Here is a 15910-nt window from a genome sequence, read left to right as displayed (position 1 = left end):
CAAAGTGGGTCTGTAGGTGTCGGCTCCCAAAAAGTTCGCATAGCCGAGTATCATCAAATCCAAATCCTATAAAAATCAAAAAAACATCAAAAATGTTTTAACTTTTAACCCTAATCTGCGCTACACTACCAAAAATAGAAAAGCCGTCTTGTGACGGCTTTTCTATTTTGTCAATTCAACGAACTGCTTCACCTTCAATGCCATCCCAAGGCACAGCAGACAAGCAAATGAGTCGCAATAATTTTATGTCTTCATAACAAAAATCAGGAAGCTCATAGTAAGAAATAAAAAGTAATGACAAGTTACTTAAAGCCAAATTGAGAAGCTATCTTCTTTATCATAAGAAAGGTGAGGAAAAAAATGTTTTGCTGCATCAAGCGGGTCAGTAATAGGCAAAATTACTGAATTGAAGATTGTTCCTGATAGGTTTTTACTGAAAAAAGCCCTTGCATGTGATATTGACAATCCTACCATTGTAACAATAATTTTAACTGGCAGAAAATCCTTGCTGTATGGATCGAAAACATCTTTTAGGTTCGTCAAATGAAATACATTATCAACTTCAATTTTGGCTAAAATATCAGATTCGTTTGCATAATGAAGTTCAACGATGATTGTCAAATTGATGAGATTATTTTCAGAATTCACGCCAATACGTTGATTAATCTCAATTTTTATGTTCTTATTCGGATCGTTTACGTACAATTTTTCATTAGCAAAGTAAAAAACGTCTTTTATTGTTTTAATAGAAAGGGTTTGCATTGGTTCTACATTCATAAATCATTGAAGATTTTTGTTCCTTTTAATCAATTGGCATGTACTTTAAAATCAATTGGCGTGTACTTTAAATTTTCGCAAGCGTTATATGCATTCATTTTGTCTCGCATATCGACAACAATCGCTAAAGGTATTGATTCCACATTTTCAATTGCAGTAATATTACCCGCCATATTATAATCAACTATATTTTCGCTTTTGTCGATAGATTTTGCATTGATCAAAAATTTTATTCCTAAAGCTCTTTGAATCTTAGCCAAGGTTATAAAATTCAACGGTTTTTTATTTCTAAAAAGTTGAGTTAAGTAACTACTTGACGTGCCGATTTTTACCGCTAATTCTTTCCTTGAAAGACTTTGTTCATCTTGAAATGTTTCAATCTGATTTAAGAAATTCGACATAAGCATATTTGCTTCATGTTGTATTTCCTTTTCTAAACTTCTAGGTCGAAAAAAAGGGTTGCTTTTTCTTTCGTTATTAGGGTTTATATTCGTATTCATAATTCGCTATTTTTTCTATTATCGGCTTATTTGCTTTATTATTTTTTTGACTTTTCTTAAAGAAAATCTCTGAACAAATGATTAAAAATTCTCCGTCTTCATTGCTGAACTCCTGACAGTAAATCCTTGTATTTCGTTTATTAAAAAATCTAAAAGCAGAGACGACTATTCCATTTTTCTCATATTCCTTTTTATAATGGTCAGAATATAATTTTGGTAAAGTCAATATTTTTTCAAAGATTAATTCTGCCTCATCAGGATTCTCATCTAACAAATAGGGTCTAATTTGATCTGCCGTATCTATGTCAATACAAATTCTTCTTTTCAGTGAGGATTCATAATCCTCCGATTTAAGAATGACATTAAATTTTCTTTTCACAACAAAATTAAGCTATAGGTTAATTATAGTCAAGTTTTTATTTTCTATCGTGATTATCTAAACCAATTGGCTACATAGTTAAGAAAAAATTAAAAATAGCAATAACTTATTACTTCTTTTTTTATTGCTTTTGCTGATGGATCTCAATAACAGAACAGAAACAATATTTTTTAAAAAACAAGAAGAAAATATTTGTATTACAAAGTAATACGTTTATCTTTATCCTATGGACAAAAGCAAGAAATCAGTTACGATCATCGTTAGAGTTAGTGAGGACACAAAAGTTGAACTGCAAAAGCTGGCTGATAAAGACAGCCGGAAGCTCAGTGATTATGTGCGCCTGGAGCTCGAAAAACACATCAAAGTGAGGAAGGAAGGCTGATTATTTTTTTGTCTATTATGTAATACATTGTAATACGTTTTATATGCTACCCTTTTCTAACCTTAAGGAGTTATTATCCCGGTTTTCAGACGAGTATGTTTGCAGGGAGTACCTGATACAGCAGCGATGGAATGGCAGTCCGGTTTGTCCCCATTGCGGTTCCAGGAAGCCTTATGTACTTCACGGTGGCAAGAAGTACAGGTGCAGTAACCCGGATTGCAGGAAGAACTTCTCTGTGACCGTAGGAACCATTTTTGAAAACTCCAAGATACCCTTAAGCACTTGGTTTGCGGCTATGTACCTGGTTACTGCCCACAAAAAGGGCATTAGTTCCTTGCAGCTCAGCCGGGATCTGTCCATTACCCAGAAAACAGCATGGTTCATGCTCCACAGGATCAGGGAAACGATCAAGCCCAAGGAGCATGCGGTATTATCGGGAGTTGTCCAGGTTGATGAAACATTTTGTGGGGGCAAGGAAAAGAACAAGAGCAAGAAAAAAAGGATGGAACTCTTTAATGGAGAGAGGGAAGTTAAAAAGACTCCGGTGCTAGGTTTGATTGAAAACAGCGGGGTTGCTGTTATGAAAGTGGTATCAGACGTACGTAGTGAAACACTGCGTCCTGTTATCTATGATCATATCACTAAAGAATCAGTCGTGGTCAGTGATGCTGCCGCTACTTACATTACTTTGCAGGAAGAGTATAGAGAGCATATCATCATCAACCACTCTATTGGGGAATATGTCAGCGGTCCATATACTACTAATACCGTTGAGGGCTTCTTTTCCATCCTTAAGCGTACACTATACGGCACCTACCACCAAGTCAGCCCCAAGCACCTCCAGCGGTATTGCGAAGAATGTGCTTACAGGTACAATACCCGGAAGATCAAGGACAGCGAACGCTTGATCTTTACCATACGCAGCATTGAAGGAACCAGGCTTAAATATGGCGACCTAATACAGAAAAGCAATAATTTAGCGACATGAGTAAAGATAAAAAGCCACCCAATAACGGTTCTGAAAATGAGGATTCGTTAAATCTGAGTTTTGATGAGTTAATGAAGAGGGCTTTGAATACTAAAATACAGCCTGACACGATGCAGCGTGTGGTTCTATCTGATAAAAAGAGAACTCATTTTGGAAGCCTCCCAAAGGGAACTAAAGCGATTATAATTCACGATTGTGAGTTCATTAACTCAAATATTACTTATGCTATGTTCTACACATACAGGCATCCTGAGATAACTCTAAAAAGAACTACCAAAATCACTGATCCAAAAGATGAAAAATTTAAAGAAATAGTCATTGAACTGAAAAATAATGCCATACTTGATTTTGGAGAAATATACCCAGAGACATTTGACAGCTATTATTTTGAAATAATTACTGATAATGCAGATGACAAAATCAATGGTGAGATACACCTATACTTCAATTTCAAAGTACGTTAGGTTAAAATAAAATCCTGAAAGAGATGGCGATAGTTTACCATTTTCATACATAGTGATCATACCATTGCGACTCATCTCTTCAAAAATCCGGCATATCCTTTCAACAGGTACATCGTAGTATCCTGAATTTGCCCATTCCTCAGTTTTCGCAGTCTTTTTAAGGTCTTGAAAAGCCTGAACAGTATCATTCAATGTAATGATCCCCTTTGACTTCATCAGACGAAAAATAACATTGAAAACTCCCAAATCAGACATATAAGTGTGCGTGTTGGCTTTTTCAATTTCTCTCGCACCAATAGCTAATACCTCCATGTTTGTCAAACACACATTAGAGTTTTCCGCTATTGAAAATTGGTCGCTTTTCGCGGTTTTGGTGGGATTTTCCATTTTGTATGTCGATATTGAAATATACATGGTGCATAAACCTAATTTATGCACCATGTAGAGAAAATAAATGACTGGAAATTAATTAGATGGGAAGGTTTGTGTCAAGTAGTATATAGTTCCCAAGTTTGGGGCTACGACATACCACTTCCCACAAACCAATTCCAATGGTTTTAGCGAATAAAGGTAAAAGAGGCACATCCTACTCTATTCCACATTCTCTTCACAGTTGACAGGGTTACGAAACTTTTTAGTGATGGGTTACCAGTGGCATTAACAATCCGGTCTTTTTGAAAAAACAGTTAAGACGGTCATTTATGTGGAAGTGCAGGAATACAGAGCCATCTGCTTCGAGGGGTTGAAAAATAAAGGTCACTGGAGTGATATCGTAGCTGTTGTTCACGGAGGATGACAGGTAGTAACTTAAGATTTCATTTTGAGTGACTTGCCATAAGTTTGCTGCAAAACCGGTGTTTTGAAAAAGTTACGCCCCTTTGTTTTCCTGGTAGCCATCAGTTGCTTATTCGCTTGCGCAAAACCCCAGGCTTTTGATTATCGGGATATCAAAAATGTGAAAGTGGAGAGCGTGGGTTATGACCAGACAGCCCTTACGATGGACCTGGTGTACTACAACCCCAATCATTTTGGCGTTAACCTGCAAAAAGTAGATTGCGACGTTTATATTGATAACCGTTACCTGGGAAAATACCAGCTCGACACGTTAATGCATATCAGCCGTCTTTCAGAATTCACCCTTCCTTCCAGGATCATGGTAGACATGAAGACTGTTTTCAAAAACGCCCTTACTTTTCTTTTCAACAAAGAAGTACTGGTGAATGTAAAAGGAACTACCCGTGTAGGCAAAGCAGGTATCTATACCACCATCCCTTTCAACTACGAAGCCCGGCATAAAATCGAGCTTTTTTGAGCCTGTCCGAATTCGTAACTTTGCCGTCGCTAAAACTATAAAATACCTAACATGAGTCTTGGTTATTTCTCTTACCCCATGCCTGTCAATGAGCCCGTACTGTCGTATGCTCCGGGCAGCAATGAAAAGAACGCTTTGAAAAAGGCCCTTGCCGACCTGAAGAAAAAAGAACTGGATATCCCCATGTATATCGGCGGTAAAGCAATAAAAACAGGAAAGAAAATAGCCATCCACCCGCCGCATGAGATAGCCCATACCCTGGGCCATTTTCACTTGGGTGAAGAAAAACATGTGAAGCAAGCCATCGACGCCGCGCTGAAAGCCAAGGAAGACTGGGCTGCCATGAGCTGGGAAAACAGGGCGCATATCTTTTTAAAAGCAGCCGATCTTTTGGCTACCAAGTACCGCTACCAGATGAATGCCTGCACCATGCTCGGGCAGAGCAAGAACGCTTACCAGGCCGAGATCGACAGCGCCTGTGAGCTGATCGACTTCTTACGTTTCAACGTACATTTCCTGAGCGAGATATATAAGCAACAACCTATTTCCGGTCCGGGTATGCACAACCGCCTCGAATGGCGCCCACTGGAAGGATTCGTACTCGCGGTAACACCTTTCAACTTCACCGCCATCGGTGGTAACCTCCCCACTTCTGCAGCCATGTGCGGCAACGTGGTAGTATGGAAGCCTGCCAATACACAAATCTATTCTGCGCAGATCTTTATGCGCATCCTCAAAGAAGCCGGCCTGCCCGACGGCGTGATCAACCTGATCTATGTAGACGGTCCTACTTTGGGTAAAGTATGTTTCAGTCACCGCGACTTTGCCGGTGTTCATTTCACGGGCTCTACCGGTGTTTTCAATTCCATGTGGAAGACCATCGGCGAAAACATCCCCAAATACCGCACGTATCCGCGCATCGTTGGCGAAACCGGCGGTAAGGATTTTGTGATCGCACATAAGAGCGCCGATGTAGATGCAGTGGTAACAGCACTGGCCAGGGGCGCTTTTGAATTCCAGGGGCAGAAATGTTCTGCTGCTTCCCGCGCTTATTTGCCCAGCAACATCGCTGAACAGGTGAAGACCAAACTGGTGGCCGCCATTCAAAGCATGAAAATGGGATCGGTAGAAGATTTCAGCAACTTCATCAATGCGGTGATCGATGAGAAAGCTTTCAACAATATCGCCCGGTATATTGATAATGCTAAGAAAGACAAGAAGGCCAAGATACTGGTGGGCGGTAAATACGATAAAAAACACGGTTATTTTATAGAACCTACTGTTATTGAAACCACCGACCCCAAATATGCTTCTTTGTGTGAAGAGATATTCGGGCCCGTACTGACCATCTATACTTACGATGCCGACGAATTCGAAGCGGCCCTCGACCTGGTGGACAGTACTTCGCCCTATGCACTCACCGGCTCGATCCTTTCGCAGGACAGGGCTGCCGTGGAACTGGCCACCAACAAGCTGCGCCATGCCGCCGGTAATTTCTACATCAACGATAAGCCTACCGGCGCCGTGGTAGGCCAGCAGCCTTTTGGCGGCGCGCGCGCCTCCGGTACGAACGACAAGGCCGGCAGCATGCTGAACCTCTACCGTTGGCTGAGCGCCAGAACCATTAAAGAAACTTTTAATCCGCCGGTGAGTTACGGCTATCCCTTTATGCAGGAAAGCTAAAGATGATTGAACCCCTAACTTCCTTATATTTGCCCCTCAAAATTTCGTATAGTGGCTACAAAATTCTCCAAAGAAACCTACCTGTACTGGTATGAGCTGATGCAACTGATCCGCCAGTTTGAACTGAAAGCGGAAGAAATGTATAAAATGGCCGGTAAGATCCGCGGCTTTTTCCATGCCTATGTAGGGCAGGAAGCCATTGCCGCCGGTTGCATGACCGCTACGCAGCAGGACGATCCGTTCATTACCGCTTACCGCGACCACGGTCTGGCCTTGGCCAAAGGCGTAGCGCCCAATGCCTGTATGGCAGAGCTCTACGGTAAAGCCACAGGCTGCGCCAAAGGAAAGGGCGGCAGTATGCACTTCTTCAGCCTGGAGCATCGTTTCTTTGGCGGCCACGGTATTGTAGGTGCACAGATCGGAACAGGCGCTGGACTGGCTTTTGCTGAAAAATACAAAGGCACCAATAATGTAGCGCTTTGCTTCTTTGGCGATGGCGCTGCCCGCCAGGGTATCCTGCACGAGACCTTTAACCTGGCCATGCTGTGGAAACTGCCGGTGATCTTCATTTGCGAGAATAACAACTATGCCATGGGTACTTCTGTAGAACGTACCAGCAACGTAATAGATATTTATAAACTGGCCGACGCTTACGAAATGCCTGCTGATATGGTAGATGGTATGACTCCTGAAAACGTGCACGAAGCCGTTGCCCGTGCCGTGAAAAGGGCTCGCCAGGGAGATGGTCCTACCCTGCTGGAACTGAAAACCTACCGTTATAAAGGGCATTCTATTTCCGATCCGCAGAAATACCGTTCCAAGGAAGAAGTAGATGAATACAAAGATCAGGACCCCATTACGAAAGTGAAAACCACCATCCTGTCTAATAAATACGCTTCTGAAGAAGAACTGAATGCGATCGATACCCGCATCGGTGCAGTGGTGGATGCCTCTGTTAAATTCGCCGAAGAAAGCCCCTGGCCCGATGAAAGCGAAGTACTGAAAGACGTGTACATTGACCAGCAGTATGAATTTATTGTTGACTAACTCTATCTTAATTACAAATCAATTTTTCCATGAGCGATAAGCACGAACACGAATTGAGTTCTGAACACCACGAATCACTGGCACACCTGCAAAGCACCTGGCAACGCATCCAAAAGCCGGTGATGATTGCAGTAGCAGCCATCGTTATCATTGGCGGCGGCTGGTATGTTTACCAACAATACATCGTTAAGCCCAAAGAAGAGAAAGCATCTGAAGCGCTGTTCAAAGCACAGGACTATTTCGCCAAAGACTCGCTGAACCTGGCGCTGAACGGCGATGGCCAATACAAAGGCGCATTATATGTGATCAATAATTTCAGTGGTACCAAAGCGGCTAACCTGGCACATTATTATGCCGGCGTAAGCTACCTGCGTTTGGGCGATTTCAATAACGCTGTAAAGTACCTGAAAGATTTTTCTACCGATGCCAAACAGATCCAGCTCATGGCTTATGGCTGCCTGGGTGATGCTTATGCAGAACTGAACAAGAAAGACGAAGCCATCGAGTCATACAAAAAAGCAGCTTCCACTTTTGAGACCGATGAAAGCAATTCAGCAGAATACCTGTTTCGCGCAGCGCTCCTGTCTGAAACCACCGGCAAAACAAAAGAAGCGCTGGAACTGTACAAAGAATTGAAAGATAAATTTCCCCGTACCGATAAAGGTTTCCAGGCCGATAAATACATTTATCGCCTGAGTATTGATAAAAACGATTTCAGTGTAAAATAATGGCTACACCAGGAAATACCACATTGAACAAAGGCATCCCCTCCATCAAGGATGCCTTTGTTGTTATTGTTAAAACAGAATGGAACGCCCCCATCGTAAATAAACTGGAGGCCGGTGCAAAGAAAATTCTCAAAGCACAAGGCATCGATTGTAAAACCCTTACCGTGCCCGGCGCTTTTGAAATTCCTTTCGCTGTTAAGAACCATTACGCGTATGCGGCAACACCTCCCGACGCTTACATCACACTCGGCGCAGTGATCAGGGGCGATACGCCGCATTTCGATTATGTATGCAAGGCAGTGACCGATGGTGTGCTGGAACTAAACCTCATGCTCGACGCGCCTGTTATCTTTGGTATACTCACCGTAGATAATGAAGAACAAGCTAAGGAACGCATCGGTGGAAAGCACGGCCACAAAGGCGAAGAAGCGGCGGTTACCGCATTGAAGATGATTGCCCTTAACCGCAAACTAAAATAAACGCATGAACGTTCAAATCTTTGTACCCTGTTTTATTGACCAGCTTTACCCACAGGTAGCTTTTAATATGGTGAAGGTATTGGAGAAAGCGGGATGCAAAGTGCGTTACAACGATAACCAGACCTGTTGCGGCCAGCCTGCTTTCAACGCCGGCTTTTGGGGTGAAGCCAAAGAAGTATGCAGCAAATTCCTGAAAGATTTTGAAAGTGCCGATTATATTGTAGCGCCCAGCGCCAGTTGTATTGGGTTCGTGCGGAACTATTACGAAAAACTGTTTGAAAATACATCCCAGTCTTCGCGCGCAAAAAAGATCGGCAACCGCGCTTTTGAATTATCCGATTTCCTGGTGAATGTGTTGCAGGTAGATGACCTGGGCGCCAGCTTTCATGGCAAAGCCACTTACCACGACAGTTGCGCGGCACTGCGCGAATGCAAGCTCAAGCAGGAGCCCCGGCAATTGCTGAGCAAAGTAAAAGGGCTGGAACTGGTGGAGATGAATGATGTGGAAACCTGCTGCGGTTTCGGGGGCACTTTCGCTGTTAAGTTCGAACCCATCAGCATAGCCATGGGCGACCAGAAGATCACCAATGCCGCTGCTACCGGCGCAGAATACCTCATTAGCACCGACATGAGTTGTCTCATGCACATCGATGGTTGCAACAAACACAAAAACGCAGGTTTACAAGTATTACACCTGGCTGATGTGCTGGCTAGTGGATGGTAATTTTATTTATTTTCATGGTATGAATTACTGGTTAATCAAATCGGAGCCCTTCAAATACAGTTGGGAGCAGTTTGTCAAAGACGGACAAACATTTTGGGATGGCGTACGCAACTATGCAGCGCGCAATCACCTGCGCACGATGAAGAAAGGCGACCTGGTCTTTTGGTACCACAGTAACGAAGGCACCGAGATCGTAGGTATTGCCAAAGTAATAAAAGAAGCCTACCAGGATCCCACCACTACAGAAGAAGCATGGGTAGCGGTAGACTTCAAACCGCACAAAAAACTGAAAAAACCGGTAACCCTCGTACAAATCAAGGCCGACAAACGTTTGGCCAATATGGCGCTCGTGCGTTTGGGGCGTTTATCGGTTCAACCTGTTACTGATGCCGAATGGGCCATCGTAATGGAAATGGCCGGAGAAAAACCATAATAGCTCCGAAGGTTACAGGTACGCTTTCCCCGTTTGTTAAATTATGTTCAAACTTGACGAGCTGTTCATTGCTACGCGGGTAACACAATAATTTAGCCCTATGACTGCTGTAACCAAAAGAATACTTACCCTGTTTTGTTTCTTCTTCACTTTTTCATGGAATGTTGCTAATGCACAGGAGCGATTCACTGTCAGTGGCATTATCAAAGACAAAAGTACCGGGGAAGTACTCATCGGCGCAGCAGTAAAAATAGAAGAACTGAATACCGGCACTACTACCAATGCTTACGGTTTTTATGCCATCAGCGTTAAGCCGGGAACGTATTCGCTGAATGTGAGCTTCCAGGGTTACCAGCTCTTTTCACAAAAAACAACACTACGCGCCGATCTGCGCAACGATATAGAATTAATGCCCGTGAGCACGGTGTTGAATGAAGTAGTGGTCTCTTCCAAAAGAAAGAACGAGCACATAGCCAAACCGGTTATGGGTGTTGAAAAACTGAACCTCTCTGAGATTAACCTCTTGCCGGTATTATTGGGTGAAAGAGATGTGCTCAAAAGTATTCAACTGCTTCCCGGCATTAAATCGGCCGGTGAAGGCAGCAGCGGTTTTTTTGTGCGCGGTGGAAGCGCCGATCAAAACCTGATCCTGCTCGATGAAGCGCCGGTGTACAATGCTTCTCACCTGCTCGGCTTCTTTTCTACCTTCAATTCCGACGCGATTAAAGACGTGAGCGTTTACAAAGGCAGCATGCCTGCCCAATACGGTGGGCGGTTGTCGTCTGTAGTAGACATCAAAATGAAAGACGGGAACAGTAAGGACTACAATGTAAGCGGTGGCCTCGGGCTGATCTCTTCCCGCATCAACATAGAAGGGCCTATCGTAAAAGACAAAGGCTCTTTTATTATCAGCGCCAGGCGCACGTATGCCGATCAGTTCCTGAAGCTCTCCAGGGATACGACTGTTAACAACAACAAGCTCTATTTCTACGACCTCAACCTCAAGGCGAATTATATGCTGGGCAAGCGCGACCGTCTCTACCTCTCGGGCTATTTCGGCAGGGATGTGTTGGGCTTTGCCGAAACATTCAAAAGCGATTGGGGTAATACCACCGGCACTTTGCGATGGAACCATATTTTCAGCAGGAACCTCTTTTCCAATACATCGCTCATCTACAGCAATTACAATTATGTGATCAAGATCAAATCGGGCAAGCAATTGCTCACCATCAATTCTAAAATAGAAGACCTCAACTTCAAACAGGATTTTGACCTTTTCCTCAACAATAACAACAAATTGAAATTCGGGGCCAACGCCATCTTCCACACCAATTCTCCTGGCCGGGTTACTTCAGATGATTCTGCATTTACAGGCAATAAAGTACAAAACAAAAAATCACTCGAATCGGCCGTTTATTTTTCTCACGAGATCAAAGCCAGCGAGCGGCTCAACCTGATTTACGGGTTGCGGTTATCGAACCTGACCGTGCTGGGCCCCGGTAATTTTTATACTTATGATACGGCAGGCAACACTACCGACACGATGCGTTACGGTCCCGGAGCTACCGTTGTCAGCTATTGGAACCTCGAGCCCCGCATATCGGCCAGTTACCAGTTGAATGAACGGCGTTCCATCAAAGCTTCTTATACGCGCAATGTGCAGAACCTGCATTTTTTAAGCAATACCACTACCAGCAGTCCTACAGACCTCTGGTTGCCCAGCACCAACAATGTTCAACCCGAAACAGCCGATCAGTTTGCCATTGGTTATTATCAAACCTCAGCGAACGATCAATACGAACTGACGGTTGAAACTTATTACAAATGGATGCAGCACCAGATCGACTATAAAAGCGGGGCCTTACTCAGGGCCAATGACAATGTTGAAAACCAGTTATTGTACGGTGTGGGCAGGGCTTATGGTATTGAATGGTTGCTCCGAAAAAAATATGGCAGGCTGAGTGGCTGGGTGGGCTATACCCTCTCCAAAACGGAACGCCGCTTCGACCAGATCAACAACGGACAATATTTCCCGGCCAGGCAGGATATTACCCATGATATTTCGTTGGTTGGTATTTATAAATTATCTGACCGGTGGGCACTCTCTGGCACCTGGGTATACAACACCGGCAACGCCGTTACTTTTCCTTCCGGCAAATACCATGTAAACGGACAAACCGTTTTCGTATACACCGAACGCAACGGATATCGCATGCCGCCCTATCACCGCCTGGATATAGCTGCTACTGTTGAAAACAAGAAAAACAAGAGCAGGCGTTATCAAAGCAGTTGGACCTTCGGTATATACAACCTGTATGGTCGTGAGAATGCCTATACCATTACTTTCCAGGATGATCCCGATCACCCGGAAAAAACACAGGCTTTACGAACGGCTTTGTTCAAATTCATTCCGAGTATTACCTGGAATTTTAAATTCTGATGATCGCATGTCAACCCTTACAAAATATACATACCGCCTGTTGATACTGTCGCTCCTTTTTGCTTCCTGTAAAAAAGTGATCGATGTTAATTTAAACAACGCGCCTTCGCAGGTTGTGATTGAAGGGATCGTGAACAACCAGGGGCCTGCCAGTGTCATCATTACCCGGTCGGTCAGGTTCAGCGACAATAACAGCTTCCCTCCTGTTTCGGGTGCGGTTGTAAAGATCCGGGACAATGCCGGCAACAGCTATCAATTGCTCGAAACAACCCCGGGTGTTTATACGCATCCCAATGCTGTTGGTGTTCCGGGCAGGACTTACTCCTTACAGGCCATCATCAACCAGGTTAGCTATACCGCCGGCTCTACCATGCCCTACCCGGTAAATTTCGATACGCTGACGGCCGACCAGTTGGCTTTCGGTAATAAAGTGCTCAAAGTGGTTCGCCCATGGTTCAGGGATCCTGACACGCTGGGTAACAATTACCAGTTTGTAGAATACGTGAACAGGGCGCTGGTACAGAACATCTACACCTGGAACGATTACATCAACAATGGCGGCGTTTATTACAGGCCACTGATCTACCAGGCAGAAGACAACCATCGTGATATTGCATCAGGCGATACTGTTACTGTTGAAATGAGGTGTATCGACAAAGCCGTTTTTACGTATATGCGTGCATTGGCCGATCTGAACACCAATAATATTACGCCTGCCAATCCACCCAGCAACCTGTCTAACGGCGCATTGGGTTATTTCAGTGCGCATACCAGCCAGGTGAAGTCGGTGAAGATCCCTTAAAGGTTGTTACCTGAAATCAAACCACAACACCCCATGAACAGGGTCGGCGCTTAGTTTATTTTTTTCGCTTTGCGGACCCATCTTTTCATTGGCTGGCTTGAATTTGGTGCCAATAGGACTGATGGTTTGCAGAAATCCCAGCTCTCCATTGGGAAATTCCGGCACAACATTGTTGTTCAGCGGCGCGTCTTTGGGTCGCTTCGGTTTGCCCATTTGCAGGAATGTATTTTCATTCTCCGTAAAAACAGTAAACGGCGCTTCTTTGTTTTCTATGACTGCCCAACTCCATGCAGCATGGTACCCTTTGAATTCAGGATAGTCCCAGGTTTCACCGGTTACTGCATTGTTGTATGCTTTATGCCATACGCCCATCTGCATACCCTTCATCCTGTTTTTCCATACCCGGTAAGGCCCCCTGCCCAGCCATTTCATTCCTGTTATTTTTTCTTCAGGGTAATTGAATGTAATGCCTGAAAAATTCACTTCACCGGTCTGCACATACGTGTATTCCAGTTTCACCGGTTGTCCGGGATGGAAGGTCCACCGTACATGCAATGAGGCATCGCCTGAATAGGTACATGCTATAATATGACTGTTGGCAGAATCGCGGTGTGTCAATTCATCCAGCCTGCAATCAACTCCGGCCAGCACCGGTCCGCCTGACAGTGATATTACCGTATTCCCTTTTATCACCCGCTGCAGGAGCCCTGTTCTTTTGTTGAAATAATAATTGATGTGATCACTGCTGACAACGAGCGAACTGTCTGCATCTTTTGTTTTAACAGCCGAAGCATTCACTGCAGGCCTCAACAAGCGGTCGGCCGTTTGTTGAGGTGTTCGTAATAACCAGCTCCAGGTAAAAATTTCACGATAATTGGGGTCATATGCTGTTAAGTAAAGTGCATCCGCTTTGTTTTTTGCAGCAGGCAAATGCAAATCCAGCACGCCTTTTTTTCCCGGCTTCAAAGAAGAAATGGTTGCCTGTCCCTCTGCTATTACTTTAGAGAGGGTTGTTGCATCTTTGGGTGATGGGAAAGAAAGCAGTTTCCATTCAAACCTGCATTGGTTGAGGTTGGTAAACATATACCTGTTTTCTATATCGAGCTTGTCATTAAAACCGGGTTTGTTCAACCGGGGAGCAATATAAACGGGCGACCATATTTCTTTGATCGTATAAAAGCTGGCCTCCTTTTCACGATGCGGTCCTAGTATACCATCAGGTGCATGGTTTCCATCTGTATCATAAACACCGTTCTTATCTGTTCTCACCACTCCTTCATCGAGCAATGCCCAGAGGAAGCCTCCTGCGCTGCGCGGGTGGCGTAACATCAGGTTCCAGTAATCGTCGAGCCCTGCACCCAATCCGCCATCGTATAAGCCATGCAGGAATTCAGTTGGAAAGAATATCTCTTCTCCTTTTTCTGCAGAAGCCTGTATATACTGGTAATCGGGATAATGCTTGGTATCTGTGCTGCCGAATTGCTGCCAGGGATGGATCACTATACGTTTTTGCGGATCATACAACTTGAAATCATCGTCAATCGCCGTATTCCAGCCACCTTCATTTCCATTATCCCAGACTACAACGGAAGGATGGTTTACATCTCTTACAACCATCTCCTTTACCAGTCTTTTGGCAGTAGCAGTGTCGTAAGATTTTTGCCAACCATTCAGTTCATCCAACACGAACAAACCCAGCGAGTCGCAGAGATAAAGAAATTGCTGGTCTGGCGGATAATGCGACATGCGAACCGCATTCATGTTCATTTCTTTCATCAGTCTGATGTCCATCAGGTGTACATCCCTGCTCAACGCCCTGCCGCTTTCAGGCCAGAAGCTGTGCCGGTCGGCCCCTTTGAACATGACTTTCGCACCATTTATATAAATGCCCTCTTTGGGCTTCACTTCAACCGTTCTGAAACCGAACGATTGTTTTACCTGGTGAATAACATTTTTGGTATCCTTGATCGTTACCAGCACCCGGTACAGATTCGGGAACTCCGGGCTCCACTGCAAGGGATGGTCAATCTTTATATGCAGGGATGTTTTTTCCTTATCGCCTTTCACCTTTTTAGAAAAAAGTTTACCAACATGTTCTCCGCTCAGCTTTTGAATCTGTGCTTCAATAACCTGTCCTTCGTGTGCATGCGCATGATATACATCCATATTAAAAGAGCCATCGGCTTTTGCATCTATTGCAACCCTTTCAATGAATGTTTCGGGAACAATTTCCAGGTACACGGGACGGTAAATACCGCCGAATACCCAATAATCGCCGTTGCGTTCTGCTTTGTTCACAGATGCATTGGCCGACATTTTACTCACGCGTACTTCGAGCAGGTTGCTTTCCCCTGGTTTGATGAGCGAAGTGATATCGTATTTAAATTGGTAAAAACTTCCCTGGTGAACAGCGCCGGCCAAATGTCCGTTGATCTTGACTTCCGTATCGGTCATGGAGCCTTCGAATACAATGAAAACCCTTTTCCCTTTCTTCAACGCCGGAACCTTGAAGGCATGCTTATATAACCCTTCTTCGTCTGCTTTTACTTTATCGTGTCCGTAATTATATGCACCAAAACCTTGCAGCTCCCAGTTGGAAGGCACTGCAATCTTTTCCCACTTTCCGCTGTTCATACCGCCGGTACAAAAGAAATCCCATTGAACAGTATGATCTTTATCGGTGCCAGACAAATACTGGATAATGGTTTCCTGCGCAGATGCGGTACAATATCCGCCCAGGCAGAGCAAGAAAAGAAAAAAATAATTTTTCAT

17 protein-coding genes are annotated in these 15910 nt (G+C 44.2%); 12 read left to right on the top strand and 5 right to left on the bottom strand.

The window, feature by feature from the left end:
- Nucleotides 1-306 precede the first annotated feature (306 nt).
- From BLU98_RS12375 to BLU98_RS12365, 3 genes are read right to left on the bottom strand one after another with little or no spacing between them, the layout of a single operon-like run.
- Nucleotides 307-777 carry a hypothetical protein gene (locus tag BLU98_RS12375; RefSeq protein WP_092724511.1) on the bottom strand — a complete coding sequence of 157 codons (471 nt, stop codon included), beginning with the start codon at nucleotides 775-777 and terminating at the stop codon, nucleotides 307-309.
- Between the two features lie 29 nt (nucleotides 778-806).
- Nucleotides 807-1277, bottom strand: coding sequence for a helix-turn-helix domain-containing protein (locus tag BLU98_RS12370; protein WP_092724509.1), 471 nt, complete (start codon nucleotides 1275-1277; stop codon nucleotides 807-809).
- Nucleotides 1255-1656, bottom strand: a complete 402-nt coding sequence (locus BLU98_RS12365; RefSeq protein WP_092724507.1) for a hypothetical protein — start codon at nucleotides 1654-1656, stop codon at nucleotides 1255-1257. Before BLU98_RS12365 ends, BLU98_RS12370 begins: the two co-directional genes overlap by 23 nt.
- Nucleotides 1657-1882: 226 nt before the next feature.
- Between BLU98_RS12365 and BLU98_RS17875 the strand changes: the two genes are divergently transcribed.
- The 3 genes from BLU98_RS17875 to BLU98_RS12355 are packed head-to-tail and all read left to right on the top strand — an operon-like array spanning nucleotide 1883 to nucleotide 3490.
- Complete coding sequence (locus tag BLU98_RS17875; protein ID WP_257574959.1) at nucleotides 1883-2038, top strand: hypothetical protein; 156 nt, start codon at nucleotides 1883-1885, stop codon at nucleotides 2036-2038.
- A gap of 43 nt (nucleotides 2039-2081) precedes the next feature.
- Nucleotides 2082-3026, top strand: a complete 945-nt coding sequence (locus BLU98_RS12360) for an IS1595 family transposase (protein WP_092724505.1) — start codon at nucleotides 2082-2084, stop codon at nucleotides 3024-3026.
- A complete protein-coding gene (locus BLU98_RS12355) occupies nucleotides 3023-3490 on the top strand; it encodes a hypothetical protein (protein WP_092724502.1) in 468 nt (155 codons plus the stop codon). Before BLU98_RS12360 ends, BLU98_RS12355 begins: the two co-directional genes overlap by 4 nt.
- Here BLU98_RS12355 and BLU98_RS12350 read toward each other — a convergent pair.
- Complete coding sequence (locus tag BLU98_RS12350; protein ID WP_092724500.1) at nucleotides 3464-3877, bottom strand: hypothetical protein; 414 nt, start codon at nucleotides 3875-3877, stop codon at nucleotides 3464-3466. The genes BLU98_RS12355 and BLU98_RS12350 overlap by 27 nt on opposite strands.
- A 472-nt stretch (nucleotides 3878-4349) precedes the next feature.
- On the opposite strand from BLU98_RS12350, the gene BLU98_RS12345 reads away from it, so the two are divergent.
- From BLU98_RS12345 to BLU98_RS12305, 9 genes are all read left to right on the top strand, one after another.
- Entirely contained in the window at nucleotides 4350-4802 is a 453-nt protein-coding gene (locus BLU98_RS12345) for an LEA/WHy family protein (protein ID WP_092724498.1), read from the top strand.
- Between the two features lie 51 nt (nucleotides 4803-4853).
- On the top strand, nucleotides 4854-6485 hold the full coding sequence (gene pruA / locus BLU98_RS12340) for an L-glutamate gamma-semialdehyde dehydrogenase (protein WP_092724496.1): 1632 nt from the start codon (nucleotides 4854-4856) through the stop codon (nucleotides 6483-6485).
- Between the two features lie 51 nt (nucleotides 6486-6536).
- Nucleotides 6537-7532, top strand: coding sequence for a pyruvate dehydrogenase (acetyl-transferring) E1 component subunit alpha (gene pdhA, locus BLU98_RS12335; RefSeq protein ID WP_092724494.1), 996 nt, complete (start codon nucleotides 6537-6539; stop codon nucleotides 7530-7532).
- A 29-nt stretch (nucleotides 7533-7561) separates the two neighbouring features.
- Nucleotides 7562-8260, top strand: a complete 699-nt coding sequence (locus tag BLU98_RS12330) for a tetratricopeptide repeat protein (RefSeq protein ID WP_092724492.1) — start codon at nucleotides 7562-7564, stop codon at nucleotides 8258-8260.
- Nucleotides 8260-8739, top strand: coding sequence for a 6,7-dimethyl-8-ribityllumazine synthase (gene ribH, locus BLU98_RS12325; RefSeq protein WP_092724490.1), 480 nt, complete (start codon nucleotides 8260-8262; stop codon nucleotides 8737-8739). Before BLU98_RS12330 ends, ribH begins: the two co-directional genes overlap by 1 nt.
- 4 nt (nucleotides 8740-8743) lie before the next feature.
- Nucleotides 8744-9463: a (Fe-S)-binding protein gene (locus tag BLU98_RS12320; RefSeq protein WP_092724488.1), complete on the top strand. Its 720-nt coding sequence runs from the start codon at nucleotides 8744-8746 to the stop codon at nucleotides 9461-9463.
- Between the two features lie 19 nt (nucleotides 9464-9482).
- Nucleotides 9483-9896 carry an EVE domain-containing protein gene (locus BLU98_RS12315; protein ID WP_092724587.1) on the top strand — a complete coding sequence of 138 codons (414 nt, stop codon included), beginning with the start codon at nucleotides 9483-9485 and terminating at the stop codon, nucleotides 9894-9896.
- A 100-nt stretch (nucleotides 9897-9996) separates the two neighbouring features.
- On the top strand, nucleotides 9997-12336 hold the full coding sequence (locus tag BLU98_RS12310; RefSeq protein ID WP_092724486.1) for a TonB-dependent receptor: 2340 nt from the start codon (nucleotides 9997-9999) through the stop codon (nucleotides 12334-12336).
- A 7-nt stretch (nucleotides 12337-12343) separates the two neighbouring features.
- Nucleotides 12344-13138 (top strand): DUF4249 domain-containing protein, encoded by a 795-nt coding sequence (locus tag BLU98_RS12305; RefSeq protein ID WP_257574957.1) that lies wholly within the window; start codon nucleotides 12344-12346, stop codon nucleotides 13136-13138.
- A gap of 6 nt (nucleotides 13139-13144) precedes the next feature.
- On the opposite strand, the gene BLU98_RS12300 is transcribed toward BLU98_RS12305, so the two are convergent.
- Nucleotides 13145-15910, bottom strand: a complete 2766-nt coding sequence (locus BLU98_RS12300) for a glycoside hydrolase family 2 protein (protein WP_092724482.1) — start codon at nucleotides 15908-15910, stop codon at nucleotides 13145-13147.

Origin of the sequence: Hydrobacter penzbergensis, assembly GCF_900106985.1 — a bacterium.
Lineage (GTDB): Bacteria > Bacteroidota > Bacteroidia > Chitinophagales > Chitinophagaceae > Sediminibacterium > Sediminibacterium magnilacihabitans.
This window is presented reverse-complemented; position numbering and strand designations above follow the sequence as displayed.

Excerpts from the sequence above, each read along its gene's own strand:
- BLU98_RS12375 (WP_092724511.1), bottom strand. The coding sequence starts at position 777 with ATGAATGTAGAACCAATGCAAACCCTTTCTATTAAAACAATAAAAGAC.
- pruA (WP_092724496.1), top strand. The coding sequence starts at position 4,854 with ATGAGTCTTGGTTATTTCTCTTACCCCATGCCTGTCAATGAGCCCGTA.
- BLU98_RS12370 (WP_092724509.1), bottom strand. The coding sequence starts at position 1,277 with ATGAATACGAATATAAACCCTAATAACGAAAGAAAAAGCAACCCTTTT.
- BLU98_RS12330 (WP_092724492.1), top strand. The coding sequence starts at position 7,562 with ATGAGCGATAAGCACGAACACGAATTGAGTTCTGAACACCACGAATCA.
- BLU98_RS12355 (WP_092724502.1), top strand. The coding sequence starts at position 3,023 with ATGAGTAAAGATAAAAAGCCACCCAATAACGGTTCTGAAAATGAGGAT.
- BLU98_RS12315 (WP_092724587.1), top strand. The coding sequence starts at position 9,483 with ATGAATTACTGGTTAATCAAATCGGAGCCCTTCAAATACAGTTGGGAG.
- BLU98_RS12310 (WP_092724486.1), top strand. The coding sequence starts at position 9,997 with ATGACTGCTGTAACCAAAAGAATACTTACCCTGTTTTGTTTCTTCTTC.
- BLU98_RS12305 (WP_257574957.1), top strand. The coding sequence starts at position 12,344 with ATGTCAACCCTTACAAAATATACATACCGCCTGTTGATACTGTCGCTC.
- BLU98_RS12360 (WP_092724505.1), top strand. The coding sequence starts at position 2,082 with ATGCTACCCTTTTCTAACCTTAAGGAGTTATTATCCCGGTTTTCAGAC.
- BLU98_RS17875 (WP_257574959.1), top strand. The coding sequence starts at position 1,883 with ATGGACAAAAGCAAGAAATCAGTTACGATCATCGTTAGAGTTAGTGAG.
- BLU98_RS12350 (WP_092724500.1), bottom strand. The coding sequence starts at position 3,877 with ATGGAAAATCCCACCAAAACCGCGAAAAGCGACCAATTTTCAATAGCG.
- ribH (WP_092724490.1), top strand. The coding sequence starts at position 8,260 with ATGGCTACACCAGGAAATACCACATTGAACAAAGGCATCCCCTCCATC.
- BLU98_RS12300 (WP_092724482.1), bottom strand. The coding sequence starts at position 15,910 with ATGAAAAATTATTTTTTTCTTTTCTTGCTCTGCCTGGGCGGATATTGT.
- BLU98_RS12320 (WP_092724488.1), top strand. The coding sequence starts at position 8,744 with ATGAACGTTCAAATCTTTGTACCCTGTTTTATTGACCAGCTTTACCCA.